The sequence below is a fragment of the Caballeronia eucalypticola genome (genome assembly GCF_047608185.1).
GTDB lineage: Bacteria > Pseudomonadota > Gammaproteobacteria > Burkholderiales > Burkholderiaceae > Caballeronia.
The window spans coordinates 64,403-90,138 of the sequence record NZ_JBLKRU010000021.1; the positions used below are offsets into that span (position 1 = coordinate 64,403).

Annotated in this window: 26 protein-coding genes and 1 pseudogene; 19 read left to right on the forward strand and 8 right to left on the reverse strand. The window is 61.9% G+C overall.

Annotation, left to right across the window (positions count from 1 at the left end; all coding sequences use genetic code 11):
* Positions 1–18 precede the first annotated feature (18 nt).
* Positions 19–501 carry a D-glycero-beta-D-manno-heptose 1-phosphate adenylyltransferase gene (gene rfaE2, locus ACMX25_RS23170; protein ID WP_414952393.1) on the forward strand — a complete coding sequence of 161 codons (483 nt, stop codon included), beginning with the start codon at positions 19–21 and terminating at the stop codon, positions 499–501.
* A 33-nt stretch (positions 502–534) separates the two neighbouring features.
* On the opposite strand, the gene ACMX25_RS23175 is transcribed toward rfaE2, so the two are convergent.
* The 3 genes from ACMX25_RS23175 to ACMX25_RS23185 are packed head-to-tail and all read right to left on the reverse strand — an operon-like array spanning position 535 to position 2,544.
* Positions 535–774, reverse strand: coding sequence for a hypothetical protein (locus ACMX25_RS23175; RefSeq protein ID WP_414952394.1), 240 nt, complete (start codon positions 772–774; stop codon positions 535–537).
* A 13-nt stretch (positions 775–787) separates the two neighbouring features.
* Entirely contained in the window at positions 788–1,600 is an 813-nt protein-coding gene (locus ACMX25_RS23180; protein WP_414952395.1) for a type III pantothenate kinase, read from the reverse strand.
* The gene (locus ACMX25_RS23185; RefSeq protein ID WP_414952396.1) at positions 1,597–2,544 is read right to left on the reverse strand and encodes a biotin--[acetyl-CoA-carboxylase] ligase; all 948 of its coding nucleotides are present in this window, start codon (positions 2,542–2,544) and stop codon (positions 1,597–1,599) included. Before ACMX25_RS23185 ends, ACMX25_RS23180 begins: the two co-directional genes overlap by 4 nt.
* 194 nt (positions 2,545–2,738) lie before the next feature.
* Between ACMX25_RS23185 and ACMX25_RS23190 the strand changes: the two genes are divergently transcribed.
* The 4 genes from ACMX25_RS23190 to ACMX25_RS23205 all read left to right on the forward strand — a co-directional run bounded on the left by ACMX25_RS23190 (position 2,739) and on the right by ACMX25_RS23205 (position 6,560).
* A complete protein-coding gene (locus tag ACMX25_RS23190; RefSeq protein ID WP_414952397.1) occupies positions 2,739–3,872 on the forward strand; it encodes an MlaE family ABC transporter permease in 1,134 nt (377 codons plus the stop codon).
* The gene (locus tag ACMX25_RS23195; RefSeq protein WP_414952398.1) at positions 3,872–4,750 is read left to right on the forward strand and encodes an ABC transporter ATP-binding protein; all 879 of its coding nucleotides are present in this window, start codon (positions 3,872–3,874) and stop codon (positions 4,748–4,750) included. Before ACMX25_RS23190 ends, ACMX25_RS23195 begins: the two co-directional genes overlap by 1 nt.
* 75 nt (positions 4,751–4,825) lie before the next feature.
* Positions 4,826–5,794, forward strand: coding sequence for an MlaD family protein (locus ACMX25_RS23200; protein WP_414952399.1), 969 nt, complete (start codon positions 4,826–4,828; stop codon positions 5,792–5,794).
* Positions 5,795–5,939: 145 nt separating this feature from the next.
* On the forward strand, positions 5,940–6,560 hold the full coding sequence (locus ACMX25_RS23205; RefSeq protein ID WP_414952451.1) for an ABC-type transport auxiliary lipoprotein family protein: 621 nt from the start codon (positions 5,940–5,942) through the stop codon (positions 6,558–6,560).
* A gap of 41 nt (positions 6,561–6,601) precedes the next feature.
* Here the strand turns inward: ACMX25_RS23205 and ACMX25_RS23210 are convergent, their stop codons facing one another.
* Complete coding sequence (locus ACMX25_RS23210) at positions 6,602–6,733, reverse strand: hypothetical protein (protein WP_414952400.1); 132 nt, start codon at positions 6,731–6,733, stop codon at positions 6,602–6,604.
* Here ACMX25_RS23210 and ACMX25_RS23215 point away from each other — a divergent pair.
* The 5 genes from ACMX25_RS23215 (at position 6,732) to ACMX25_RS23235 (ending at position 10,885) form a co-directional block, all read left to right on the forward strand.
* Positions 6,732–7,907 carry a VanZ family protein gene (locus tag ACMX25_RS23215; protein WP_414952401.1) on the forward strand — a complete coding sequence of 392 codons (1,176 nt, stop codon included), beginning with the start codon at positions 6,732–6,734 and terminating at the stop codon, positions 7,905–7,907. The two genes, ACMX25_RS23210 and ACMX25_RS23215, sit on opposite strands and share 2 nt — an antisense overlap.
* Positions 7,908–7,975: 68 nt before the next feature.
* Positions 7,976–8,308: a (2Fe-2S) ferredoxin domain-containing protein gene (locus ACMX25_RS23220; RefSeq protein WP_031357137.1), complete on the forward strand. Its 333-nt coding sequence runs from the start codon at positions 7,976–7,978 to the stop codon at positions 8,306–8,308.
* An 11-nt stretch (positions 8,309–8,319) separates the two neighbouring features.
* On the forward strand, positions 8,320–8,952 hold the full coding sequence (locus ACMX25_RS23225; RefSeq protein WP_414952402.1) for an alpha/beta hydrolase: 633 nt from the start codon (positions 8,320–8,322) through the stop codon (positions 8,950–8,952).
* Between the two features lie 339 nt (positions 8,953–9,291).
* Entirely contained in the window at positions 9,292–10,503 is a 1,212-nt protein-coding gene (locus tag ACMX25_RS23230; RefSeq protein ID WP_414952403.1) for a D-alanyl-D-alanine carboxypeptidase family protein, read from the forward strand.
* A gap of 109 nt (positions 10,504–10,612) precedes the next feature.
* Positions 10,613–10,885 (forward strand): DUF493 family protein, encoded by a 273-nt coding sequence (locus ACMX25_RS23235; protein WP_213764724.1) that lies wholly within the window; start codon positions 10,613–10,615, stop codon positions 10,883–10,885.
* On the opposite strand, the gene ACMX25_RS23240 is transcribed toward ACMX25_RS23235, so the two are convergent.
* On the reverse strand, positions 10,869–11,849 hold the full coding sequence (locus ACMX25_RS23240; protein ID WP_414952404.1) for a transcriptional regulator GcvA: 981 nt from the start codon (positions 11,847–11,849) through the stop codon (positions 10,869–10,871). The two genes, ACMX25_RS23235 and ACMX25_RS23240, sit on opposite strands and share 17 nt — an antisense overlap.
* A 122-nt stretch (positions 11,850–11,971) precedes the next feature.
* On the opposite strand from ACMX25_RS23240, the gene ACMX25_RS23245 reads away from it, so the two are divergent.
* The 6 genes from ACMX25_RS23245 (at position 11,972) to ACMX25_RS23270 (ending at position 19,477) form a co-directional block, all read left to right on the forward strand.
* Positions 11,972–12,298 (forward strand): DUF2917 domain-containing protein, encoded by a 327-nt coding sequence (locus ACMX25_RS23245; protein ID WP_414952405.1) that lies wholly within the window; start codon positions 11,972–11,974, stop codon positions 12,296–12,298.
* A gap of 115 nt (positions 12,299–12,413) precedes the next feature.
* Positions 12,414–13,163, forward strand: coding sequence for a lipoyl(octanoyl) transferase LipB (gene lipB, locus ACMX25_RS23250; RefSeq protein WP_414952406.1), 750 nt, complete (start codon positions 12,414–12,416; stop codon positions 13,161–13,163).
* A gap of 13 nt (positions 13,164–13,176) precedes the next feature.
* Entirely contained in the window at positions 13,177–14,187 is a 1,011-nt protein-coding gene (gene lipA / locus ACMX25_RS23255) for a lipoyl synthase (protein WP_414952407.1), read from the forward strand.
* A gap of 452 nt (positions 14,188–14,639) precedes the next feature.
* Positions 14,640–15,947, forward strand: coding sequence for a dicarboxylate/amino acid:cation symporter (locus tag ACMX25_RS23260; RefSeq protein WP_414952408.1), 1,308 nt, complete (start codon positions 14,640–14,642; stop codon positions 15,945–15,947).
* An 85-nt stretch (positions 15,948–16,032) separates the two neighbouring features.
* Positions 16,033–18,042 (forward strand): sensor histidine kinase, encoded by a 2,010-nt coding sequence (locus ACMX25_RS23265; protein WP_414952409.1) that lies wholly within the window; start codon positions 16,033–16,035, stop codon positions 18,040–18,042.
* 94 nt (positions 18,043–18,136) lie between these two features.
* Positions 18,137–19,477: a sigma-54-dependent transcriptional regulator gene (locus ACMX25_RS23270; protein ID WP_414952410.1), complete on the forward strand. Its 1,341-nt coding sequence runs from the start codon at positions 18,137–18,139 to the stop codon at positions 19,475–19,477.
* Positions 19,478–19,579: 102 nt separating this feature from the next.
* Here the strand turns inward: ACMX25_RS23270 and ACMX25_RS23275 are convergent, their stop codons facing one another.
* Positions 19,580–20,116 (reverse strand): peroxiredoxin family protein, encoded by a 537-nt coding sequence (locus ACMX25_RS23275; protein WP_414952411.1) that lies wholly within the window; start codon positions 20,114–20,116, stop codon positions 19,580–19,582.
* 258 nt (positions 20,117–20,374) lie between these two features.
* Between ACMX25_RS23275 and ACMX25_RS23280 the strand changes: the two genes are divergently transcribed.
* The gene (locus tag ACMX25_RS23280) at positions 20,375–20,989 is read left to right on the forward strand and encodes a hypothetical protein (RefSeq protein WP_414952412.1); all 615 of its coding nucleotides are present in this window, start codon (positions 20,375–20,377) and stop codon (positions 20,987–20,989) included.
* 386 nt (positions 20,990–21,375) lie between these two features.
* On the opposite strand, the pseudogene ACMX25_RS23285 reads toward ACMX25_RS23280, so the two are convergent.
* A pseudogene (locus tag ACMX25_RS23285) lies at positions 21,376–22,966 on the reverse strand (YifB family Mg chelatase-like AAA ATPase).
* Positions 22,967–23,067: 101 nt separating this feature from the next.
* On the reverse strand, positions 23,068–23,352 hold the full coding sequence (locus ACMX25_RS23290) for an accessory factor UbiK family protein (RefSeq protein WP_414952413.1): 285 nt from the start codon (positions 23,350–23,352) through the stop codon (positions 23,068–23,070).
* Positions 23,353–23,815: 463 nt separating this feature from the next.
* On the opposite strand from ACMX25_RS23290, the gene ACMX25_RS23295 reads away from it, so the two are divergent.
* A complete protein-coding gene (locus ACMX25_RS23295; protein ID WP_031364354.1) occupies positions 23,816–24,154 on the forward strand; it encodes a P-II family nitrogen regulator in 339 nt (112 codons plus the stop codon).
* A 32-nt stretch (positions 24,155–24,186) separates the two neighbouring features.
* Positions 24,187–25,677 carry an ammonium transporter gene (locus ACMX25_RS23300; RefSeq protein WP_414952414.1) on the forward strand — a complete coding sequence of 497 codons (1,491 nt, stop codon included), beginning with the start codon at positions 24,187–24,189 and terminating at the stop codon, positions 25,675–25,677.
* The last annotated feature ends 59 nt before the right edge of the window (positions 25,678–25,736 follow it).

Sequence of the window (25,736 nt, forward strand, 5' to 3'; positions counted from 1 at the left end):
CCCTCATCATTGATAGACATGCCCGCTCCTTTCGAACGCAAGATCATGACGCGCGATGCGCTCGCTGCTGCGCGCCCGCAATTCACATCGCCGGTGGTTTTCACGAATGGCGTCTTCGATATCCTGCATCGCGGCCATGTGACCTATCTCGCCGATGCAAAAGCGCTAGGCGCAACGCTGATTGTCGGTGTGAACAGCGATGCATCGGTGCGGATGCTCGGCAAGGGCGACGATCGGCCGATCAATCGCGAAGATGACCGCACGGCGCTGCTGGCCGCGTTGGAAAGCGTGGATTGGGTGGTGAAATTCGAGGAGTCGACACCGCTGGAACTCATCGGCGAGTTGCATCCCGACGTGCTGGTGAAAGGCGGTGATTACGATATGGACAAGCTGGCGGAATCGGCGCTGGTGCGAAGCTGGGGCGGTAAGGCACTGGCCATTCCATTCGAGCACGATCGCTCGACGACCGCGTTGCTCAAGAAAGTGCGCACGCAGGGATAACTGCGTTGGCCGGAAACAGGGCTTAACAGCGGCTTATTGCGAGAGCGGCGCAGCCTGCACGGCGGCCGCGGGCGCCGGACCGCCGACTACAGCCTGATCAGCGGCTTCTTCAGGGCTGATCGGGCTAACGCGTACCAATTCCGGATGGACTTGCCGGTCGAGATGCTGCGGTTCGCGTCCGCCGGCCGACGGCAGCGGTCCAAACACACCTTGCACGACAACGAACATCAACAGGTTTGCCAGAAATAACAGGGCGAGAAACCAGCGCAGCATGGAAAGCGCTCCATCAATCAGGTGAACGGGAAACGGCGGCTTCGCGGGCAATCAATGCAAGCCCGGCGAGCACGAGGGAATCGTGACGAGTATGCGGCACCTTGAGCGCGCCCGCCACTTCACTGGCGCCCCCGCCGCTGAGAATCAGGCGCACGTCGTTGTTCCATTGGGCGCGCAGATCCTGCCACGCGCGTTCTATCAAGCCAGCTTGCGCGAGCAAACATCCTGACGACAAAGCCGTACGTGTGTCGGTCGCGAAAATGCCGCTGGACGAGCTGATCGCGTGGCGGGCGGTGTCGGGCAGAAGGGTGGGCAATTGTGCCGTGTGGGTGCCGAGCGATTGCATCATCAGCAGCCAGCCCGGAGCAATCAGGCCGCCTGTGAAGGTGCCATCGGCGAGCAGCGCTTCAAGCGTCGTCGCCGTGCCGATAGTCGCGATCAGCAGGTTATCGCCGGGATACGCCGCGTGCGCGCCAATCAGGCCGCACCATCGGTCGCTGCCGAGCTTCGACGGTTCCGTATAGCGGTTCGTCACGCCTGATTGTTGGGCTTGCGCGCGCACGATCGTGCGGGGCATGCCGGGCCAGCGTGAATCAAGAAGGGCGGCTATCCGCTCGCCCACGCGCGGTCCCGCAACATTGGAAATCCACACGCCCGCCGGCTTCGGCAAGCTCGACCAATCGGCTATATCCGTCAGAACGGCTTCAACGCCGACGTGTTCAAACGCGCCGGCGTTCAGCGTTTCGTTGGCATTGGCCGCGCTCACCAGCGACCACTTGATCCGGCTGTTGCCTGCATCGATAAGCAGAAACGGTGCACCACTCACGGCCGCTGCTCCGCAAGCCGCAACGAGACGTCGCCGGTGGTGGCGGTCCGCAGACCCGTTGGTGTATCGATCTGCAACTGGCCGTTATCGTCGATACCCACCGCCAAACCGCGCGCCACTTCCACACCTTGCTCCAGCAGCACCACCTCGCGTCCCGCGTAGGCGTGCGCGGCGAGCCACTGCTGGCGGAACGGGCGGAAGCCATCGGCGGCGAAACGCGCGAGGGTGGCATCGAGCGCGTTCAGGACGGCGGCGAGCGTCTCGGTGAGATTCGCTTCGGGCCACGCGCGCGACAGGGACGCCGGCGTATTGCCCGGCACGGGAAGGGCGTTTCGACGCTGCGCTTCATCGAGTTTGGCCGCCAATTCCGCTGCGCCATGCAGGTTGATGCCGATGCCAATCACCACCGCGCTCGCCCGCGGCGTGTTCCACGCGGTTTCGATCAGGATGCCGGCGAGCTTGCCGTCGTCGAGCAGGATGTCGTTCGGCCATTTCAGCGCGAGTCTTGCCGATGCCGCCAGCGGCAAGCCATTCAGTGCGTCGAGCACGGCTGTGCCGACTGCGAGGCTCAGACCCGCGAGCCCTTCCAGCGGCCGTGGCAGCACGCAGGCGGTAGAAAACAACAACGCGTTGCCCGGTTGCGCCACCCACGCACGGCCCCGACGGCCCCGGCCGGCCGTCTGCGAGTACGCAACCCGCACGAACGGCGTGCCATCGGCGGCCTTCAGCGTCGAACGCGGCGAAAACGAGTCGGGCGCCGAGGCTGACGTCTTGTTGCGTGGCTGTTCCTTGAGCTGCGCCATCAGGTCAGCGTTGGTAGAGCCGGTTTCATCGACGATCTCGATCGGCCAGTCGCGCACCGGCCGCGCGGCAAGCGACATGAGCCGGTCGAGGTCGATCCGCCAGGCGGCGTCGAGCGGAAAAGACGAGTTGGATGAGTTCATATCCGCATTGTAGCGATCTGGCGCCCGGGAGCCGGGCGGGGAAACACGCACAACGACACGCACGTTGGTCGTTGCAACGTGCCTCGGCGCCGAAACCCTGGCCGGTTGGCCAACGCCCCGCCTGTTCGAGATTCCATGACGTACCTTCGCTACAATGGCTTCTCCCTCCACCCTACCCGGAGCGCTTTCAAGCCTTGAACTTCGACACTCCGCCCGGCCTGAAGGTCGAGTCCGGCCAGCAGGGCAAGGTTGTCCGGCTTTCCGGCCAGTGGACGGCGTTCGCACTGGCGCGCGATCACGCGAGCGCGAAACGCGGCGTGGTGGACCGGCTGCGCAGTGTCGGGCAGGAGGCCATCAAGCAATGGGACTTGCTGCCAATCGAGCGGCTTGATCACGTCGGCGGGCAGGCGCTGTGGCGCGTGTGGGGCCGGAAGTTGCCGGAGCGCGTCACGCTCTCGGACACGCAAAGGGAAATTTTCGAACGGGTCGCGTTGCTCGACGCGAATCGTGACGAGCCCGAACAGATTGATCGTGTCGATCCCATCACGCGCTTCGGCCTGATGCTGTTCTCGTTCTTCGAGCATCTGTACGGCGGCCTCGCCCTGTTCGGCGGATTCGTGCTCGACCTGATCGGGCTGGCGCGGCGTCCGAAGCGTATTCCGTGGACGGAAATCTCCGCGAACATCTATGCCGCAGGCACGCAGGCGCTCGGCATCACGGCGCTCGTGGCGTTTTTGATCGGCATCGTGCTGAGTTATCTATCGGCGCAGCAACTGCGCATGTTCGGCGCGAATCAGTACATCGTGAATATCCTGGGGCTTTCGGTGATACGCGAGCTCGGGCCAGTGCTTTCAGCCATCCTGGTCGCGGGCCGCTCCGGTTCCGCCATTACCGCGCAGATCGGCGTGATGCGCGTGACGGAAGAACTCGACGCCATGCAGGTCATGGGCATCCCTCACGGCTTGCGGATCGTCTTGCCGCGCGTGTTGGCGCTCGGCATTGCCATGCCGCTGCTGGTCATGTGGACCAACATGGTTGCGCTGCTCGGCGGTGCGCTGGCGGCGAAGCTGGTATTGGGTATCGACTTGTCCTTTTTTGTGCGCTCGCTGCCGTCCGTCGTGCCGATCGCCAACCTGTGGATCGGACTTTCCAAGGGCGTGGTGTTCGGCATGCTCATCGCGCTGGCCGCGTGTCACTTTGGCTTCCGGATCAAGGCGAATTCGCAGAGCCTGGGCGAGGGGACGACGACCTCGGTGGTGTCGTCCATCACCATCGTGATTCTCGCTGACGCGGTGTTCGCCATCCTCTTCCAGTCGGTGGGCATCTGATGTCGGCTACCCTTGCATCCGCCGTTCGCGACAAACCTACGCCCGTCACCACGGAACCGGTGATCGAAGTCGTGGACGTGACGAAACGTTACGGCCGCACGGTGATTCACGAACACCTGAACCTCGAAGTGCGGCGCGGCGAGATCCTTGCGTTGCTCGGGGGCTCGGGCTCCGGCAAAACCACGCTCGTGCGGCAGATGCTCGGGCTGGAGTCGCCCACGTCGGGCACGATCCGAGTGCTTGGCGATGAGTGGGCGAACATGGACGACGAAACCGCGCGCATCCTGCGCACGCGCTCCGGCATGATGTTCCAGCAGGGCGCGCTGTTTTCGTCGTTGTCGGTGTACGACAACATCGCGCAGCCGTTCCGCGAACTGGGCAAGATTCCGGAGGACCTGATCCGCGAGTTCGTGATGCTCAAGCTGGAAATGGTCGGGCTGTCGTGCAAGAACATGAGCAAGATGCCGTCGGCGTTATCGGGCGGCATGGTCAAGCGCGTAGGGATCGCGCGGGCCATTGCGCTTGAACCCGAACTGCTGTTCCTCGATGAACCCACGGCAGGGCTGGACCCGAAGGCATCGGATGAATTTGTCGACCTGATCGCCACGCTGCACCGGGCCCTGGGCTTGACCGTGGTTCTCGTCACCCACGATCTCGACACCATGGTCGCGCTGTCCACGCGGGTGGCTGTGCTGGCCGAGCGTCGCGTATTGGTGGCGGCGCCTGTGGAAGAGGCGGTGGCCGTGGACCACCCGTTTATCCGCGAATATTTTCTCGGGCGGCGCGGCAGGCGCGCGTTGCAGGCGCTGCCGCCCGAGCGCCGCGCAAAATTACCGGCGGTTGCACTGGAAGACGCGCCATGCGGTCCCTCACTCTAGCCGTTCTTACGAGCGTTCTCATGAACGGTTTTCAGGAAAGCTCTGGCAGTACGTAGTAAAAAAAGGAACCTGCTGATGGAAAACAAATCCCATGCGTTCTGGGCCGGTCTGTTCACTATCGGGCTGTTGGCCGCTATCGGCCTCGCGGTGTTCTTTTTCAACGTGGACCGCACCGTGCGCGTGCCGTACGACCTCGTGGCGCGCACTAATGTGACGGGTTTGTACACCGATGCCGACGTTCGCTATCGCGGCCTCGGCGTGGGCAAGGTGGAATCCATCAAGTTCGATCACGCCAATCCGGGGCAGATCCGCATTCGTATCGAGGTCGACAAGAACGCGCCGATCACGCAATCCACCTTCGCCACGCTCGGTTTCCAGGGTGTGACGGGGATTGCATTCGTGCAACTCGACGATACCGGCAAGAACACGGCGCCGCTGCCGTCATCGCCGCAAAAGGTTGCGTCGCTGCCGTTGCGCCCGGGCTTGTTCGACCAGTTGCAGCAACGCGGCGACATCCTGATCAGGAAGTTCGAACGGATTGCCGACGACGCAGACAAATTCATGTCCGACGACATGCGCGATCAGGTGCAGCAAACCGCGAAGAGCTTGCAAGGTGCAGCGGACAGCATTGCACTGCTGAGCAAGCAGGTCGGCCCGGTAGCGCAGCAACTGCCTCATACGCTGAATCAACTGGACCGCACGCTCGCGTCGACCAATGCGCTTGCGAATAGCTTGAGCCGGGCGGACGGGCCGTTCGTGACCAACATGAACAAGGCGGGTGAAGCGGCTGAACGTGCCGCCCGGGCGATGAACGAAGTCAACGAGTCGTTGCAGGAAATGGCGGCGCGCGTGGGATACGAGACGTTGCCGCGCGTGAACTCATTGGCCGATGACGTGGGCAGTGCGGCGCGCTCGGTGGATCACGCTGCGGAAACTTTCAACAGGAATCCGCGCAGCGTGCTGTTCGGCGCGCCGCAGCCGGCGCCAGGGCCTGGCGAGCCGGGTTTCCAGTGGCCGACGGCGCCATCGAATTCGTCGAAATGACGGTGTGAATCGAGCCGTGCTACATGACGCAGAAGCGTCGGCGCCCGGTCCGCTGCCGAAGCGTTTTTTGATCTAGGAATAGGGAACTGTGATGCCACACACGATCTTGCAGGCGATGCGCTATCCCAAGCGTGCTGCGCGCCCGCTGCCGCGGGCGCGCTCCGGTTTTGTCAGACTCAGCCTGGCCGCGCTGGCCTGCGTTGCCATGCTCCCCGGATGCGCGTCGGGGCCGCCTGCGGCTATATCGAATATTCGCTACGACCTGGGTGCGCCCCCGCAGCTGGGCAACACCATGACCATGCCTCCAGTGAAAGTGCTGGCGGTGAGCGCCGCGAAGAACCTAGATACCGATGCGTTCGTGTATCGCCTGAAATATGCCGACGCCCAGCGCACCGCCATCTATGCGGACAGCCACTGGACCATGTCGCCGGCGGACTTGCTCACGCAGCGTCTGCGCGCGGCGCTGGCCTCGCGCGGACCTGTCCTCACAGGCGCCGACGCCGTGCGCGCGCCCACGTTGCAGGTCGATCTGACGGACTTCGAGCAAGTCTTCGATGCCCCCTCGCAAAGCCACGGCGAGGTGTCGGCGCGGGTGACGTTGTCGCAGCATGGGCAGGTGGTCAGCCAGCGCACGTTCATCGCGCGGGCGCCTTCGTCCACGGCCGATGCCGCCGGTGGCGCGCGTGCGCTTGCCGCCGCTTCCGACGACCTGATCGCGCAAATGGCGGCATGGCTCGGCGTGCAGCCGCTGGTCGCTTCGCAATGACAGCGTTGCAAGTCGCGAGCTGCTTCAGGACCGCCCGGTGATTACCACGCAGGCTGGCGCGGCGCGCTGCGTTCTGGAACGAAAAAGAACGCGAGAACGAATGCATGGAGCAGGGCAAAGAGCAGCGCAAGGAGCAGCGCAAGGAGCAGCGCAAGGACAAGGGCGGCGCGCATGATTCTCAAGCATTGGCAGCGTCGGCCGTCTGCGCTCTCGCGACAGGCGCTGGCGGTTTATACAGTTCTGATCGTCTATGGGTCGCTGTATCCGTTTTCCGGCTGGCGAACGCTCGGAATCGGACCGTTTGCGTATCTCACCGATCCGCTGCCGCAATATCTCACCGCGTTCGACGTCATCACCAACGTGCTCGGCTACATGCCGTTCGGCGCGCTGGCCGTGCTTGCGCTTTATCCGCGCTGGCGCGGCGCGGTTGCGGCGGGCGTGGCGTTTATCGCCGGGGCAATGTTGTCGGGTTCGATGGAAGCCGTGCAGACTTATTTGCCGACGCGCGTGGCATCGAATCTCGACTTGGCCGCAAACGCGCTCGGCGCGCTGCTGGGCGCGGCGCTCACCGCGCCCGCGACCAGCATGCTGCTCGACCGGGGTTTGCTGCGCCGCATGCGTTTCATGTGGTTCGAGCGCGATGCCGCGTACATGATCGGCTTATCCGGGCTCTGGCCGTTCGCGGCCATGTATCCCGCCCCGTTCCTGTTCGCTGTCGGCGATTTGCCGCGCTTGCTGTGGTCGAGCATCGATCCCGTGATGCAGGACACGCTGCTCGCGTGGGCGCCCGCCGCGTGGAATGTCGTGGCGTGGCCGGCGCAACTGGGCGCAAAGCTTCCCGACGACGCCTGGGAAACGCTCATCACCTCACTGAACCTGTTTGCTGCGCTGGTGCTGGCCACGTTGCCCATGCGCAGCCGCGCGCCACGCGTGAGGCTGCTGCTCGGCCTGATGATCGCGACACTCGCCGCGAAAGCGGGCGCGACGTTCCTGCAGTCGCGCGCCGGGCTGACGTTTGACTGGGCGACCGACGGCGCCATTGCCGGCATAGCGTGCGGCACGCTGGTTGGTTTGCTTTCTCTGCGATGCTCGCGGGCGTGGCGTGCGACGCTCGCGGGTGTTGCGCTTATCGTGGCATTGGTGCTGGTGAATCTCCTGCCCGTCAATCCGTACTTCGATATCGTCCTCGCCGACTGGCGCCAAGGGCGCTATCTGCATTTCAATGGTCTTTCGCAGTGGCTCGCGTGGGTGTGGCCGTATGCCGCGCTTGGCTGGCTGGCATCGACTGCGGAGCGCGCATTTCTGGCCCGGCGGCGTGCCGGCGGCGAAAAGCGCCGGTCGTTATAATCGGTTCAAAGCGACACAAAAACGCGACACAAAACTCCCACGACATCAATCCTCTTCCGGCCAAGCTCATGGACCCGTTCTACAAATATCACGTGTTCTTCTGCCTGAACCAGCGCGACCCCGACGCCGCGCGTCCAAGTTGCGCGAATTGCAACGCGCAGGCCATGCAGGAGTACGCGAAGAAGCGCGTGAAGCAGCTCGGGCTCGCCGGCGACGGCAAGGTCCGCATCAACAAGGCCGGTTGCCTCGAGCGCTGCGAGCTGGGACCGGTGGTTGTCGTGTATCCCGAAGGGACCTGGTACACGTATGTGGATGAAGCGGATATCGATGAAATCGTCGATTCGCATCTGGTGAACGGCAAGATCGTCGAGCGTTTGCTGCTCGATCAGCCTGTTGTCTGAGGCCTCGCGCAATGAACGCACAGACTGACAGGTTCCTGATCGACGGACCGGTGGGCAAGATTGAAGTCGCGCTGGATCGTCCAGCCGATGGCGCCGCCACGCGCGGCATTGCGCTGGTTGCGCATCCGCATCCGCTGTACGGCGGGACGATGGACAACAAGGTCGCGCAGACCCTCGCGCGCACGCTCGTGCAGCTTGGGTACATCACGTATCGATCGAATTTTCGGGGCGTGGGCGAAACGCAAGGCGAGCACGACAACGGCACGGGCGAACGTGATGACCTGCTGGCCGTGGTCGCTCATATGCGCGCGCAGCCGGACCAGTCAGATGTCCCGCTGGTGCTCGCCGGCTTCTCGTTCGGCACCTTCGTGATGTCGCAGGTGGCGAAGCACTTGCGCGACTCGGGCGAGGTCATCGAACGGATGGTGTTCGTCGGGACGGCGGCGAGCAACTGGCAGGTTGCAGAAGTGCCGGACAACACGCTCGTGATCCACGGTGAAGTGGACGAAACCGTGCCGATCAATTCGGTCTACGAGTGGGCCCGGCCACAAGAATTGCCCGTGGTGGTGATTCCCGGCGGCGAGCATTTCTTTCATCGGAAGCTGCATGTGCTGAAGAAGATTATTGTCGATGCATGGCGCTGAGTTCGCCTCGCCTTTACGCTTAATTGAAACTTCACGAATACAAACCCTCTGTTGAATAAATGCACGGCGCGAGGCTTTCAAAGGCTTTGCGCCGTTGTCGTTTTTATCGATGTTTTTGTTCCTGTTTTCACGAATCCTCGGCACATCCAGCCACTTTCGCGGCAAAAGCGGTTTGACGCACGCGTATAATGGCGCAGACTTTTGCGCGACCGCTTGTCGATTTAGCGCTCGCCGTAGCGCTCTACTGGACTGACCCTCCGCCTGTACAACCCGCGCGTTGCGTATTTCCTTGAAGGGAATGCCTGACTCGCCGATGTTTTTTTCTGCCGATCCGAACCTATGCGCTTTTCCCCTTCAAGCTTGTCTTTCGTCGCAACTTCCTCCATTCATCGCGCTGTCACTGCCGCTATCGTTTTGCCCGCCACACTGGTCGCGGCAACTGCATTTGCGCAAGTGCCGCCGCCGGATGTCACGGCGCGTTCCTGGGTTCTCGTCGATGCAACCAGCAATCAGGTGCTCGCCTCCGGCAATCCGGACGAGCGCTCGGAGCCGGCGTCGCTGACCAAGCTCATGACCGCTTATCTTGTCTTCGACGCACTCAAGTCGAAGAAGATCAACATGGACCAGACGGTCATGCCGAGCGAGGCCGTGCGCCGCGTGGGCACGGACGAGTCGCGCATGTTCATCGAGGCGAACAAGCCGGTGACCGTGCACGATCTCGTGTACGGCATGATCATCCAGTCGGGTAATGACGCGGCTATCGCGTTGGCTGAACTGGTGGGCGGCAGCGAGTCGAACTTCGTCGCGTTGATGAACGCGGCGGCGAAACAGATCGGTATGAAGAATACCCATTTCGCCGATGTGAACGGCATGCCCGACCCGCAGCACTACACTACGGCGGGCGATCTGGCCGTGCTGTCCGCGCGCCTGATCCGCGATTTTCCCGAGTATTACGGCATCTTCTCGGTGAAGGATTTCACCTATAACAAGATCAAGCAGCCGAACCGCAACCGCTTGCTGTGGATCGATTCCACCGTCGACGGTCTCAAGACCGGTCATACCAAAGCCGCCGGATATTGCCTGATCGCCTCGGCCAAACGTCCGCTGGAAGGTGTGCCCGACGCGAGCCGCCGTCTGGTCGCCGTGATGATGGGCGAGCCGAAAGAGCACAACCGGGTGCAGGACAGCCTGAAGATGCTGAACTACGGCTACACGGCCTATGACGCCGTGCGTCTGTACAAGGCGGGTCAGGTGATCGATTCGCCGCGCGTTTATAAGGGCACGGAAAACCTGGTGAAGGCGGGCGTGGAGACGGATCAGTACATCACCGTGCCGAAGGGCATGGGCGACAAGGTCAAGCCGACCGTCACGCACAACGACACCATCATCGCGCCGATCAAGAAGGGCCAGCAGATCGGCACCGTGAAGATGATGGCGGACGGCAAGGAAGTGGCGCAGTTCCCGCTGGTCGCGTTGCAGGAAGTGCCGCAGGCGGGTTTTGTCGGCCGGACGTGGGGTTCGCTGTTGATGATGTGGCAGAAGAAGAAGTAAACAGAAGTAAACAGCCGGGCATGACGGTGTTGGATTTATTCGATCCGGCTCCATCTATGCAAGCTGTAAGACGCCCGGGCGGACCGGGCGTCCTGTGATGGAGAACACCATGAGCTCACCCGATATCGACGCCCTGTTCGATTTCCCCTGCGATTTTCCGATCAAGGTAATGGGCGCGACGCATCCGGAATTCCGCGATGCCGTCGTCACCGTGATCCGCGAATTTGACGACCAGTTCGACATCGAGCGCATTGAAGTGCGCCCGTCGTCGGGGGGCAAATATACCGGCCTGACCATTACTGTGCGGGCGCAAAGCCGCGCACATCTCGACGATATCTATCGCGCGTTGACCGGTCACCCGATGGTCAAAGTGGTGCTTTGAGCCGGAGCTCCGGCGCGGTCCGTGGCGGCCGCATAGGAGCATCGCAGGCAGCCGGCGTGCACTCGTAGAGCTGCTTGAAGCGCATGATTTCGTCGAAGAGCCAGGTGCGAAAGTGTTGTACGCGTTGCGTTTCGAGCAACGCGTGCGGGCACACGAAGTAGTAGTTCCACGGGCTCGGCCCGTCTACGTTGAACAGCCGTACAAGCCGTCCCACCACGATTTCCTGCATGGCAAGCGACCGGCGCACGAGCGCGATCCCCTGGCCTTGAATGGCCGCCTGCAGCAAATTCGACGAATCCTCGTATAAAACCCCGCGCTTCGGTTCTGGCAAGTCCACGAGTCCGGCTGCGTCGAACCACGGTTTCCAGAGCTCGTCGTGCGAGCGCAGCAGCGGCGCGTCGGCCATGTCGGCGGGCGTGCGCGGCAGCTTGCCGCCGTTGAAGTTCGGCGAACACGCGGGGAAAAACACTTCATCGAGCAATTCTTCCGCATGCAACCCGGCATATTTGCCGATGCTGCTAAAACGGATGGCGACGTCCACGTCATCGCGAGTGAAATCCGTCAGGGTGTTGGTCGAGAGCAGTTCCAGGTTGATTTCCGGATGCTCTTCGATAAACCCCCCTATCCGCGGCGTTACCCAGCGCGCCGAAAACGACGACAGCATCGACACCACCAGCCGCCGGTCCCGTTCCCCTGAGCGCAGGCGGCGCGTGGCTTCGGCGAGGGCGGAAAGTGTGGCGCGCACTTCGGTGGCGTACTGGCGGCCAATGTCCGAGAGGCGGACGCGTTTGCCGTCGCGAGCGAATAGCGTGACGCCGAGATCAGCTTCGAGCGCGCGGATCTGGTGGCTGACGGCACCGTGGGTGACGAACAGTTCGTCGGCGGCGCGTGAAAAGCTTTCATGACGCGCCGCGGCTTCGAAGGCGCGCAGCGCGTTGAGGGCGGGGAGTTGTCGAAGGTCCACGGGCGTTCACTCGAGTTGTCTATGTGAATTTATCTCACAAACCGAAGAAAATTGCTCGTTTTGCTTAAAGCCATGCTGAGCCTATCTTATAGCCATCAACACGATTTTTGGCGGAGGCTGTCATGCGAGAAATATCCACAAGCATCACGTTTGAGATTGGCGATGGCGAAACGGTTCCGATGAAGATTGCCCGCAGCGTCAGGCTGGTCGTTCAGGGTGCGCCGGTGTGGGCCACGCGTAGTAACGATACGGAAGATTACTGGCTTGTGCCAGGCGATAGCCTGAAGCTGCATGAACATGAGCGGCTGTGGCTGAGTACCGAAAAGGGGCGCACCGCGCAGGTCGTGTTCACGTTGGCGCCGCGGGCGGATCAGCAGGCGATTGGCTGGCTCGCGCGCCGGTTCGAGACGCTTGCCGGGCGGTTCAGGTCTGGATGGCGGACGGTTTAACGAGGGTTTGGGTGCGTCGGTAGACCCGAGGGGTCTGCTGGCGCGACCGCCGCGTACGCACCCCGAAAACCTTCCATCGGCGCGGATAACCGAATTTCGGTAAACTAACGGGAATATGTCCGCCCAGCCGGTAATAACTCCCCATCTAGCATCAACAGATTGCTCCGTCCTTGGCGCATCGACTCCTTCGGTCATATTCCGCTGGCGCGGGCTCGAGCCCTACACGCAAAGCTTCGACGCCATGCGCGCCTTCACGGACGCGCGTACACCCGACACGACCGATGAAATCTGGCTGGTCGAGCATCCGCCGGTTTTCACACTCGGCCTGGCCGGCGACCCCGCGCACCTGCTCAATCCCAATAGCGATATCCCGCTCGTCAAGGTCGATCGCGGTGGCCAGATCACGTATCACGGCCCCGGACAAGTCGTCGCGTACCTGCTGCTCGACCTTCGGCGCCGCAAGCTGATGGTCCGCGAACTCGTGCAGCGAATCGAGGGCGGCGTGATCGAAACGCTTGCATCGTATAATCTTGTAACGGAACGCAAGGAGCGCGCGCCGGGCATCTACGTCGCGCCAACACCGTCGCAACTCGCCCATGCAGGCGCGAAGATCGCAGCGCTCGGGCTGAAAATCCGCAACGGTTGCAGTTATCACGGTGTGAGCCTCAACGTGAAAATGGACCTGCAACCGTTTCTCGCGATCAACCCGTGTGGCTACGCCGGCCTCGAAACCGTCGACATGGCAACACTCGGCGTGGTGGCAGACTGGAACGACGTAGCGCAAACGCTGGCTGAAAACCTCACTCACCATATCGGCGGCCATCGCGCGACCGCCGCCCAACCACAGAACGGCGTGGCCGTCTGAATGGACCGACCGAATGACTGATGTAACTGGAAATCTGGCTGGCAGCACTGACGCATCAACCCCTGTTGCCGTCCCCTACGACGCCACTGCCAAGCAAAAAGCGCAGGCGAAAACGGCGCGCATCCCGATCAAGATCATCCCGATCGAAAAGCTGAAAAAGCCCGAGTGGATTCGCGTGAAGGCCGCCACGGGCAGTTCGCGGTTCACCGAGATCAAGCAGATCCTGCGTGAACACAACCTTCATACGGTCTGCGAAGAAGCGAGCTGCCCGAACATTGGCGAATGTTTCGGCAAGGGCACCGCGACCTTCATGATCATGGGCGACAAATGCACGCGTCGTTGCCCGTTCTGCGACGTGGGCCATGGCCGCCCTGATCCGCTCGATGCCGACGAACCGCTGAATCTCGCTCGCACTATTGGCGCGTTGAAATTGAAGTATGTGGTGATCACGAGCGTGGATCGCGACGATCTGCGTGATGGTGGCGCTGCGCACTTCGTGGAATGTATCCGGCAAGTGCGTGAGCATTCGCCGATGACGCGCATCGAAATCTTGACGCCAGATTTCCGTGGCCGTCTGGATCGTGCAATCGGCATCCTGACCGCCGCGCCGCCCGATGTGATGAACCACAATCTCGAGACGGTGCCGCGTTTGTACAAGGAAGCGCGTCCCGGTTCGGATTACGCGCATTCGCTGAAGTTGCTGAAGGACTTCAAGGCGCTGCATCCGGAAGTCGCGACCAAGTCCGGCCTGATGGTCGGCCTGGGCGAAACGGAAGAAGAAATCCTTCAGGTCATGCGCGATTTGCGCGAGCATAACGTCGACATGCTGACGATCGGCCAGTATCTGCAGCCTTCTGAGCATCACCTTCCTGTGCGCTCGTACGTTCATCCCGATACGTTCAAGATGTACGAGGAAGAAGCGTACAAGATGGGCTTCACGCACGCGGCAGTTGGCGCAATGGTTCGTTCGAGCTATCACGCTGATCAGCAAGCTCACGACGCGGGGTTGGTTGGCGCGATGTAAGTTTTTTGGCTTGGTTTTGCTAGAAAAAAAACCCACGGAAACGTGGGTTTTTTCGTTTCTAAACCTCTCCGATCGGCCGGAACGTATCACGTCGCCGACCCCCGTACCAAACACCCCAAAAACCTCGGGAAAGCCCGTAGATAAAGCGTCTCAGGGATAACCCGAATGCCGTCTGGATGGTCGGACGATGTCATTCCCGAATTCCGGAAACACGGATTTTGTCCGCTTCTTGTCAACAAAAAACCCTTAAAAATCAACGCTAAACTCAAGTCAAAAACTGGCATCGACCTTGCACTATGAAGGGCAGGCCAGACAGCCCACAAAAAAGACAGGGAGACGACTCGATGCACCCCATCCCATCCAGCTTGATCTGATTTTGCCGACGCCAGACGCGCATCGCCGCAACCTAGCGCCGGCGCGTTTTTGTCTCACCCTTTTGCGACTCGCCGACCATGCCCGGAACCACTGTGACAACCGTCAAGAAACCTTTTTATAAAGTCCTGTACGTGCAGGTGCTGTTGGCGATTGCCATCGGCATTGCGCTCGGGCACTTCTATCCCGCGCTCGCCACCGAGATGAAACCGCTCGGCGATGGCTTCATCAAGCTCATCAAGATGGTGATCGGCCCAATCATCTTCTGTACGGTCGTGACCGGGATTGCCGGCATGGAAGACATGAAGAAGGTCGGGCGCGTGGGCGGCAAGGCGCTGCTGTACTTCGAAGTCGTCTCCAGCTTCGCGCTCGTGCTCGGCCTGGCCGCAACGCACCTGCTGAAACCGGGCGTTGGCTTCAACATCGATCCGGCTACGCTGGATGCCAAGGCAGTCGCCTCGTACGCCGCGAAGGCGCACGGCCAGACGACCACCGACTTCCTCATGCACATCATTCCGGACACGATCTCGTCGGCATTCGCACAAGGCGAAATCCTGCAGATCCTGCTCGTCGCGCTGCTGTTCGGCGCGGTGCTGGCTACCGCCGGTGAGAAAGGCCGCGTGGTGACGAGCTTTATCGAAGGCTTGTCGCACATCCTGTTCGGCATCGTGCGCATCATCACGAAGCTGGCGCCGATCGGCGCGTTCGGTGCAATGGCGTTCACCATCGGCAAGTACGGCATTGGTTCGCTGGTGCCCATGCTCAAGCTGATCGGCACGTTCTATCTGACATCGATCGTGTTCGTGGTCGTCGTGCTCGGCGCGATTGCACGCATGGTGGGCTTCAACATCTTCCGCTTCGTCGCGTACATCAAGGAAGAAATGCTGATCGTGCTGGGCACGAGCTCGTCGGAAGCCGCCTTGCCGCAACTGATGCTCAAGCTCGAAAAGCTCGGCTGCTCGCGCTCGGTCGTCGGTCTCGTGGTGCCGACCGGTTATTCGTTCAACCTCGACGGCACCAACATCTACATGACGATGGCCGTGCTGTTCATCGCCCAAGCGACGAATACGGACCTCACGTGGACGCAGCAACTGACGCTGCTCGCGGTGACCATGCTGACGTCGAAGGGCGCAAGCGGCGTGACCGGCGCTGGGTTCATCACGCTGGCTGCAACGCTGGCTGTGGTGCCGACCATCCCGCTGTCGGGCATGGTGCTGATCCTTGGCATCGACCGCTTCATGAGCGAGTGCCGCGCGTTGACGAACATCGTGGGTAACGGTGTGGCGACGGTGGTTGTCGCGGCATGGGAAAAGGAACTGGACCGCAACAAGCTGCGCGATCAACTCAAGCACGGCGCAGTGGATACCGAAGCCGAAACCGTGTCCTGATCGGGCGAAGCAGCGGCTTATCTACGCGCGCTGCTTACCCGATACTTCCATTCACGCCTATTCACGCGAATCAGGATCAACAGCAATGAAAGCGGCGAAGCATTCGGTGGCGGATGCTTCGCCGCGTCCGTTTACGGGGACTGTCGCGAAGACGCCGGCCGACAACGCATTCGAAGCGGCGCGTGCCACAATCGGGGGTCTCCATCGTCTGGAACCCGTTCACGTGACGCGGCGTTTGATCGTTTTCCTGATTCTTCTCGCGGCGCTCGCCGGCGTGTGCACGCTGACGTGGAGCATCGCGTGGCAGCGTGGCCTCGACACCTTGCGTCAAAACGCGGCGGCGCGCGTCGACCGCACGACGGCCGAGCTGAAAAGCACGCTCGACCGTTACGAATATCTGCCTTATCTGCTGTCGCGCCATCCGTTCGTGCAGGAAGTTCTCGCCGATCCGAACCCGCAATTCGCCGCCCGCGCGGACCACTATCTCGCCGACCTCAACACGCGCGCGCGCGCCACCGCGACCTACATCATCCAGTCGAACGGGCGCTGCGTGGCGGCAAGCAACTGGAACGGCCCGGATAGTTTCGTGGGAGCGGAATACCTGTTCCGGCCATATTTCGTCGATGCCGTCAAAGGCGGGACCGGCCGCTTTTTCGGACTGGGCACCATCTCGCGCGAGCCCGGTTATTTCATCTCGCAACCCGTACTCAAAGAGGGGACGCACGAGATTATCGGCGTGGCGGTGGTCAAGCTGAATCTCGAATGGCTGCAAGGCGCCGATGCTTCCGAGCCGCTTCTCGTCACCGACGATCACGGCGTGATCTTCCTGTCGTCCGTGCCGGCGTGGAAATATCACACGCTGCGGCCGCTGCCTAAGGATATCGAAGCGTCGGTTTATTCCGCGCGGCAGTACGCGCAGCATCCGATCACCGCGTTGCCGATGACCGTCGTGCGCACGCTCGAAGGCGGCGCGCAAATCGTGCGCGTGGGCGGCGGCCGTGATGCGCCGAGTTTCCTCGCCACGCAGCGCGCGCTGGGCGAGCCCGATTGGCACTTGATGACCATGGTCTCACTCGATCCGGCAGTCGATGCCGCGTGGAGCGCGACCATCGTGACGGCGCTGGTGTTCGTGTCGCTGTGTTTGCTCGCGTTCTACTGGCGCATGCGCCGTACGCGGGTACGCGAAATGATCCGCAGCCGCGCGTTGTTGCAGACCGCTTACGCCGAGTTGAACGAACGCGTGGCTGAGCGGACGGCGGATTTATCGGAGGCGAACGCGTTGCTGACCAAGGAGGTGAGCGAGCGCACGCGGGCCGAACAGGACTTGCGCGCCGCGCACGACGAACTGATCCAGGCGAGCAAACTCGCGGCGCTCGGACAGATGGCGGCGGGCATCACGCATGAGCTGAACCAGCCTCTCGCCGCGTTGCGCAGTTTCTCCGACAACACCCGCGTGCTGATCGAGCGCGGCGATCACGTGGCGGCGCATGAGAATCTAGAGGCGATCGCCGCGCTGACCGAGCGCATGGGAAAGATCACGAATCAGCTGAAATTGTTTGTATCGAAGGCCCGTCCGAAAAACGCGCGTACCGACGTCGGCCGCGCATTGCGCAACGTGCTCGCCATGTTGCAACCGCGCATGAAAAACGTGGCGCTCGCCTTCAACGCCAACGAACGAGCCGATTCCAGTCCACCGCTTTACGTGCGCTGTGAAGACTTGAGGCTCGAGCAAATCCTGATCAACCTGATCGGCAACGCGCTGGACGCGGTGGCCGCGTGCGATGTGCCGCGTATCGAAATCGAATTGATGAGGCATGAAAGGACCGTCGACATCGTCGTGCGCGACAACGGTCCGGGCATTCCACCCGACGTCCTGCCGCGCCTTTTCGAGCCGTTTTTCACAACGAAGGAAATGGGCCACGGATTGGGGTTGGGGTTGGCGATTTCATCGGCTATCGCACGGGATTACGGCGGCACGCTGGTCGCGCGCAATCTGATCCCGCAGATGGAAGTGGATGGGCCCGAAGGCGGCACGCAGGCCGACGCGGATCGCTCGCACGGCGCAGAATTCGTGATTACGCTGCATCGCGCGTGACCGGCGCACCAGCACGCTTCGCTTGCTGGGAAAATGCCGGGGCACAAAGGCGATTCACGCTGAAAGCAGCAACACGACGCAGGAGTAGAAACCCATGACCACAGGCCTTCAGGTGATCTTCATCGAAGACGATGAACTGGTGCGCCGCGCAAGCGTGCAAAGCCTTCAGCTCGCGGGCTTCGAGGTGACCGCATTCGGCAGCGTGGAGGGCGCGTCGCGTCTGATCGATGCCAGTTTCCCCGGCGTGATCGTGAGCGATATCCGCCTGCCGGGCGCGAGCGGTCTCGACCTTCTGGCTCAATGCCACGAACGCGCGCCCGAAGTACCGGTGATCCTCGTGACAGGCCACGGCGATATCTCGATGGCCGTCCAGGCCATGCGCGACGGCGCCTACGATTTCATCGAAAAACCATTCGCGTCGGAGCGCTTGATTGAAGCGGTCCGGCGCGCGCTGGAACGGCGCACGCTCGTGCTGGAGAATCGCGCGCTGCGGCGCGAACTCGCCGGGCAAAGCAGCGTGGCGCCAAGGATCATCGGACGCAGCCCGGCGATTGAACAGGTGCGCAAGCTGATCGCCAACGTAGCGCCCACCGACGCCTCCGTGCTGATCAACGGCGACACCGGTGCCGGCAAGGAACTGATAGCGCGCAGTCTGCATGACTTGTCGCCGCGCCGGGACAAGCCGTTTATCGCGGTGAATTGCGGCGCGTTGCCCGAGCAGATGTTCGAGTCGGAGATGTTCGGCTACGAAGCCGGCGCGTTCACCGGCGCGCAGAAACGCCGCATCGGCAAGCTCGAACATGCGTCGGGCGGCACGCTGTTCCTTGATGAGATCGAAAGCATGCCGCTCGCGCTGCAGGTGAAATTGCTTCGCGTGCTGCAGGACGGTGTGCTGGAGCGGCTTGGCTCGAATCAGCCGATCCGCGCGAATTGCCGTGTGATCGCCGCCGTGAAGGGCGATATGGCCGAGCACGTCGCGGCGGGCACGTTCCGGCGCGACCTGATGTATCGGCTGAACGTGGTGACGATCACGCTGCCGCCGCTTGCTGAACGCCGCGAAGACGTGGTGCCGTTGTTCGAGCATTTTCTGCTCGATGCCGCCGTGCGATACGAGCGCCCCGCGCCATTGCTCAGCGATCGCCAGCGAGCAGAACTGATGCAGCGCGACTGGCCGGGCAATGTGCGCGAACTGCGCAACGCGGCGGACCGGATGGTGCTGGGTATCATCGACGAAACCGGCGTTCCGCTCGATGCCGCCACGCAATCGCTCAAGGAGCGCACGGAGCAGTTTGAACGTGCGGTGATCGGTGAGGCGCTGGAGCAGTGCGGTGGCGTGGTGGCTGCCGCGGCCGATCGGTTGCAGCTCGGCAAGGCTACGCTCTACGAGAAGATCAAGCGTTATGGGTTGGCGGCGAAGGGTGAGGCTGAGCGCTAGGATTTTCTGCGTATCGTTACGCTCGCCATAAACAAAAAAGCCCGCCGATGAATCGGCGGCCTTTTTTGTTTTGCTCGTGTAACGCGTGTGCTCTCGGCGACTTCAGGCTGCGTTCAGCGCTTTGTCGAGAAGTGCGTCGAGTTCTGCGAACGTCGGCTCGCCGACGTAGCGCTTCAAGATCTTGCCGTCCTTATCCACGACAAACGTAGTCGGCGTCAGTTGCACGTTGCCGAACTGCTTTGCTGCGCTGCCGTCATCCATGGCGACCTTGAACGGCAGGTTGCGCGTCTGCGCGTAGTTGGTGACGTACATTGGCGCGTCGTATTTCATCGCCACTGCGACGAATTCCAAGCCGCGGCCCTTGAAACGGTTATACGTGTCGACCATCGCCGGCATCTCTTTCATGCAGGTTTCGCAATCGGTCGCCCAGAAGTTGATCAGGTAGACCTTGCCCTTGAGATCCGTCGATGTCGATATCTTCTGGCCCGACAACAGCGTGAACGTCGCGTCCGGAACACGTTGCTGACCGCCGAACGCAAAATAGCCGGTGCACGCGATCACGCCGGCGACAATCGCCATCACGATGTAGCGCAGCGGGCTCTTGCTGCGCCCCGGTGAAACCTGTGAATTCTCTGACATGGAAACCTCGAGCGTGCTCGGTTCGTACTGGGTTCGTACCCGATCCGTAGTTGGCAAATTCGCAACGACGCCAGCTTGACTGGATGGACCGCATTTTAGCCCCAATCTTGAAAAGGCGTTTTGCCGATGGCTGCCCGAGCCTTGCCGTGAGCTGTTTGCAAGACAGGGCGCTGCCTCGTTCGGACGCTGTCACTTTGGTCGCCGGCGACGGTGTCAGCACCGGCAGCGGATAATCACGCTTTTCCCCGCAGCTTTCTCATGATCCGATCTTTTCCCCGCGCCTTGAAGCGCGCTGTTTTTCATACCGCCGGGCGTCCCCCGCGCACGTTGCTCAAATCGGCCGCTTCGGGCGCCACGCTCTTGATCACCGCCGGCGCGCTGTTGGCGTGCACGCCGTCCTACGACTGGCGCACGATCCAGAACAACGACGACGCCTACGAAGTCACCTTCCCGGCGAAGCCGCGCTCCGATGCCCGCGATATCGACATTGCCGGCAAGCCCATGCACATGAAGATGCAGACGGCCGAAGCTGGCGACGCGGTATTCGCCGTCGGTACGGTTGACCTGCCCGATGCCGACCCCGCGACCCAGCGCGCCGCGCTCGATTTTCTTCAGCAAGGCTTGGCCCGCAATCTCAACGCCGCGCCCGCTGCGCACCCGGTGGATATCGAAGTGGCGGCCGGAGGACGTTTGTCCGGCGCGGAAATCACCGTCAGCGGCACGAGCGGCAACACCGAAAAATGCGAAACGCGTCAGATCCGGGCGCGTTTCATCGCCAAAGGGAATCACGCTTACCAGGTCGCGATCGTCTCGACCAAGGCCCCGCCGCCCGATCAAGTCGACCAGTTTTTTTCCTCGTTCAAACTTTTTTAAATATTTGCCCTAAACCGCATGCATTCATTCGCGCCTATTTCTCAAATTGAACGACACGCAGCAAACGTTTCGCGCATGAGAAAGCGCACAAGCATCTTCAGCTAAAACTAGGATTTGTCTCAGTTTTTTGAACTATCCACAGAGGCTGTGGATAACTTTGTGGAAAACCTCACGGGAGCCTCGCCAAGTGCCCGTCCGACGCGGCTTTCCTTACTTTGCCTTGAATCAGTGCACCCGAAAATAGTTAATTAAATCAATGGTCTGCTGATCATTGCCAAAATGAGTGTTTGATCAGATGTTAGGGAAACGCAGAACGTTGCAGTGTGCATAAGTCAAGTCTTGACAGGCGATTTTTCTTTTTGTGAGGGCTGCAACGCGGCGGTGGATTATGCGGTCGTAAATGCCCGTCGATATTGAATCGCTTCGGCGAGGTGCGCCGCGGTCGGCGAATCCGCCGCCGCGAGATCGGCGATCGTGCGGGCCACTTTCAGCACGCGGTAAGACGCCCGCGCTGACCAGCCAAATCGTTCGCCGGCCTCGCGAAGCAGGGCTTCGCCGGTGGCATCGAGTTGGCAGACGGCGTCCACTTCACGGCCGTCCAGCTCACGATTCATCTTGCCTTGCCGTTCGAGTTGCCGGTCGCGCGCGATAGCAACGCGCCGCGCCACGACGGCGCTGGTTTCGCCGACGGATGCCTTTCTCCCCGACAATTCCGCCGGCGACAGGGCGGGCAGTTCGATCTGGATATCGATGCGATCCAGCAGTGGCCCGGACAGTTTGCGCAGGTAACGCGTGGCGACATCAGGCGTGCAGCGGCATCGGCCGTTCGGATCGCCGCGCCATCCGCACGGGCAGGGATTCATGGCCGCGACCAATTGACACGCCGCCGGAAAATCAGCCTGATGCGCGGCGCGCGAAATCGTGATGCGGCCAGCCTCCAGCGGTTCGCGCAGCGTTTCGAGCACTTTCCGATCGAATTCTGCAGTTCGTCGAGAAAAAGAACGCCTAGATGCGCCAGCGTGATTTCGCCGGGTTGCGGCGGATTGCGACCGCCAACTAACGCAACGGAGCTCGACGAATGGTGCGGCGAGCGAAACGGCCGCTGGCGCCATTGAGAGGGCGAAAATCCGAGCATGCTCGCGGAGAGAATGCCGCCGACGACAACGCTTCGTCATCGGTCATGGGCGGAAGGAGGCTGGGTAGCCGGGCGGCGAGCATTGACTTGCCCGCGCCGGGCGGCCCGACCATCAGCAGATGATGTCCACCGGCTGCCGCAACTTCGAGCGCGCGGCGTGCGCCGGGATGGCCAATCACATCGACGAGATCGGGCAACGGCGCGCGCTTGCGCAGCGGGGAATCGGGCGCTGCGCCGCGGATGGGCGTAAGACGGCCATCGACTGAACCGCTGAGATGTGCACACAAAGCGGGCAGATCAGAAGCGCCGAATACATCGATACCCGGCACCAGCGCCGCTTCCGCGGCACTTCCCAGGGGCAGATAGATTTCGGGCATGCGGGCATCGGACTCGCGAACGGACCCGCCTTCGAGCGCTGACCCCGACACCGACCCGGCGCGCGCATACTGACGCGCTGCACCACAGGCCATGGCGAACGCGCCGCGCATGGGGCGCAGTGCACCGGTCAACGACAACTCTTCGGCGAACTCCCGATGCAGCAGCGCCTCGGCCGGAATCTGGCCGCTCGCCGCCAGAATGCCCAATGCGATTGGCAAGTCGAAACGGCCAGACTCCTTAGGCAGGTCGGCGGGGGCGAGATTGACGGTGATGCGTCGAACCGGGAAATCGAAACCGCAATTCTGGAGTGCTGCGCGCACTCGCTCGCGGCTTTCGCGAACTTCGAGATCGGGCAGGCCGACGATTGAAAACGAAGGTAATCCATTGGCGAGATGAACCTCGACGGTCACCTCGGGCGCGCGCCCAGGGGCGGGCGCGCGGCTGCGCACCACGGCAAGCGACATGATTTTCCCCGCTGCCGTTGCCTCGATGATTCGAGGCGCCGGCTTAATGACCCAACATCACGGCTCGCTTAGCCTATGACACGCTTTAGAACTTCCGGACGTTAGTCCTGGACGCTGGACGAACTCGACGAAGACGACGATGGTCCGCCGCCCAGCTTCGCTTCCAGTTTCGCGACGCGTTGTTCCAGTTCCTCGAGCCGGGCGCGCGTGCGTACGAGCACTTGCGTCTGAGTATCGAATTCTTCGCGTGTCACTAGGTCCAGTTTCGAAAAGCCCTGGGACAGCATGGCTTTCATATTCTTTTCAATGTCCTTTGCCGGCGAATTCTTAAGCAATTCGCTCATCTTGGCCTGGAAGTCATTGAATACGTCGTTCGGCTGTTTCATGCAGATTTCCTCTTGCGCACCATATAAGTGCATTCATTGTTAGCTCAGTGCTCCGGCAAACTGGATGATCCGTTTTGGTGCACTTTCTCGCGCACCACGAGAACGGCGGCACATCCGTGCAGCATGTTTCTGCGCTTTGGAACTCGTCCGTTTGCCTGAACCTTGCGAGCACTCTAGCAACGTTCCACGGTGCGCGCCAGCGAACGCAAGCGTTGCCGGCCATCCGGTCTACCCCACGCACACCATGCCTTTCGAGCCAATCAGCAGGCTGCGGACACGCGCATGGCATACGAGTTGCATATGTGCCCCGGGCCTTGTCCGTGCGCGCTTTTCCGGGCGGTCGATAACGCGGCGCGGCGCAACAGACGCCGCTCGCGACGGGCATGAAGCAGCGAGGGAACCGGCATCGGACCAGATTAAGGCGCTCAAGCGCCAGCTCTGTTCGACACACAGCGAGGGATAAATGAAGCTCATTACCGCAATCATCAAGCCGTTCAAGCTCGACGAAGCACGCGAAGCATTGTCGGCTATTGGCGTCTCGGGCATCACCGTGACCGAGGTGAAAGGCTTCGGCCGCCAGAAGGGCCACACGGAGCTGTATCGCGGCGCCGAGTACGTGGTCGATTTCCTGCCGAAAGTGAAGATCGAAGCAGCGGTTTCCGACGACATCGTTGACCAGGCGATCGAAGCGGTCGAGCGTGCCGCCCGCACGGGCAAGATCGGCGACGGCAAGATCTTTGTCACCCCGATTGAACAAGTCATTCGCATTCGCACCGGTGAGACCGGCGCGGACGCTCTCTAAAAAAAGACACGGCGATAAGAGGAAACAGCAGAATGCGTAAATTATTGATGTCTTTGTTGATGGCGGGGTCGCTGCTGGGAGTCAGCGCCGGCACCGTGATGGCGCAGGATGCGTCCGCGCCAGCGGCTGCATCCGCCGCGGCTTCAGACACGACCGCAGCAGCGCCTGCCAGCGCACCGGATACCGCCAGCGCGGCCCCGGCGTCGGGCGCTGACGCAGCATCGGCGGCCGCTCCGGCTTCCGGCGCATCCGATGCCGCAGCCGCACCTGCCGCACCGACGGAACCGTTCTCTGTTGATTCGTCGAAGATCAATTCCGGCGATACCGCCTGGATGCTGACTTCCACCGCCCTCGTGCTGTTCATGACGATCCCGGGCCTGGCGCTTTTCTACGCGGGCATGGTCCGCAAGAAGAACGTGCTCGCGACCGTGATGCAGAGCTTCGCGATCTGCTGCCTGGTCACGATCCTCTGGACCGTGGTGGGCTACAGCCTTGCGTTCACGCCGGGTAACGCGTTCATCGGCGGCTTCTCGCGGGTGTTCCTGCACGGCATGAACTACATCCACGGCGACAAGGCGACCACCCTGACCGTCAGCCATCTGGCTCCGACGATTCCGGAATCGGTCTACTTCGTCTACCAGATGACGTTCGCGATCATCACCCCGGCGCTGATCGCCGGCGCGTTCGCCGACCGCATGAAGTTCTCCGCGATGCTGGTCTTCATGGGACTGTGGACGATCATCGTCTACTCGCCGATCGCGCACATGGTCTGGGAACCGACGGGCTGGTTGTCGGCCGCTGGCATCCTGGACTTCGCAGGCGGCACGGTGGTTCACATCAACGCCGGTATCGCAGGCCTGGTGTGCTGCCTGGTGCTCGGCAAACGCGTCGGTTATGGCCGCGAAGTCATGGCGCCGCACAACCTCGTGCTCTCGCTGATTGGTGCTTCCATGCTGTGGGTCGGCTGGTTCGGCTTCAACGCGGGTTCGGCAGTGGCGGCTGATGGCCGTGCCGGGTTCGCAATGCTGACGACGCAAATCGCTACCGCATTTGCCGCATTCGGCTGGATGTTCGCCGAATGGCTAGCCAAGGGTAAGCCTTCGGTGCTCGGCATCATCTCGGGCGCGGTGGCCGGTCTGGTGGCCATTACGCCGGCTTCGGGTTTCGTCGGCGTGACCGGCGCGATCGTGATCGGTATTGCGGCTGGCGTGGTCTGCTTCTGGTCGGCAACGTGGCTCAAGACGAAGCTTGGCTACGACGATTCGCTCGACGCGTTCGGCGTCCACGGCGTGGGCGGTATTCTCGGCGCGCTCCTGACCGGCATCTTCGCGGTCAAGGACATCGGCGGCGCGGACGGCAGCATCCTGCTGCAAGCCAAGGGCGTGCTTACCACCCTGGTCTACAGCGGCGTGGTCAGCTTCATCTTGTTGAAGGTTATCGACATGGTCATGGGTCTGCGTGTCACAGAAGAAGAGGAACGTGAAGGCCTCGACGTGACACTGCATGGCGAGCACGTCGAATAAGAAGTTTTCGTTTTGGGCGATGCCCGGCGCGAGAGGCCGCGGCGTCGTCCCTATCATCG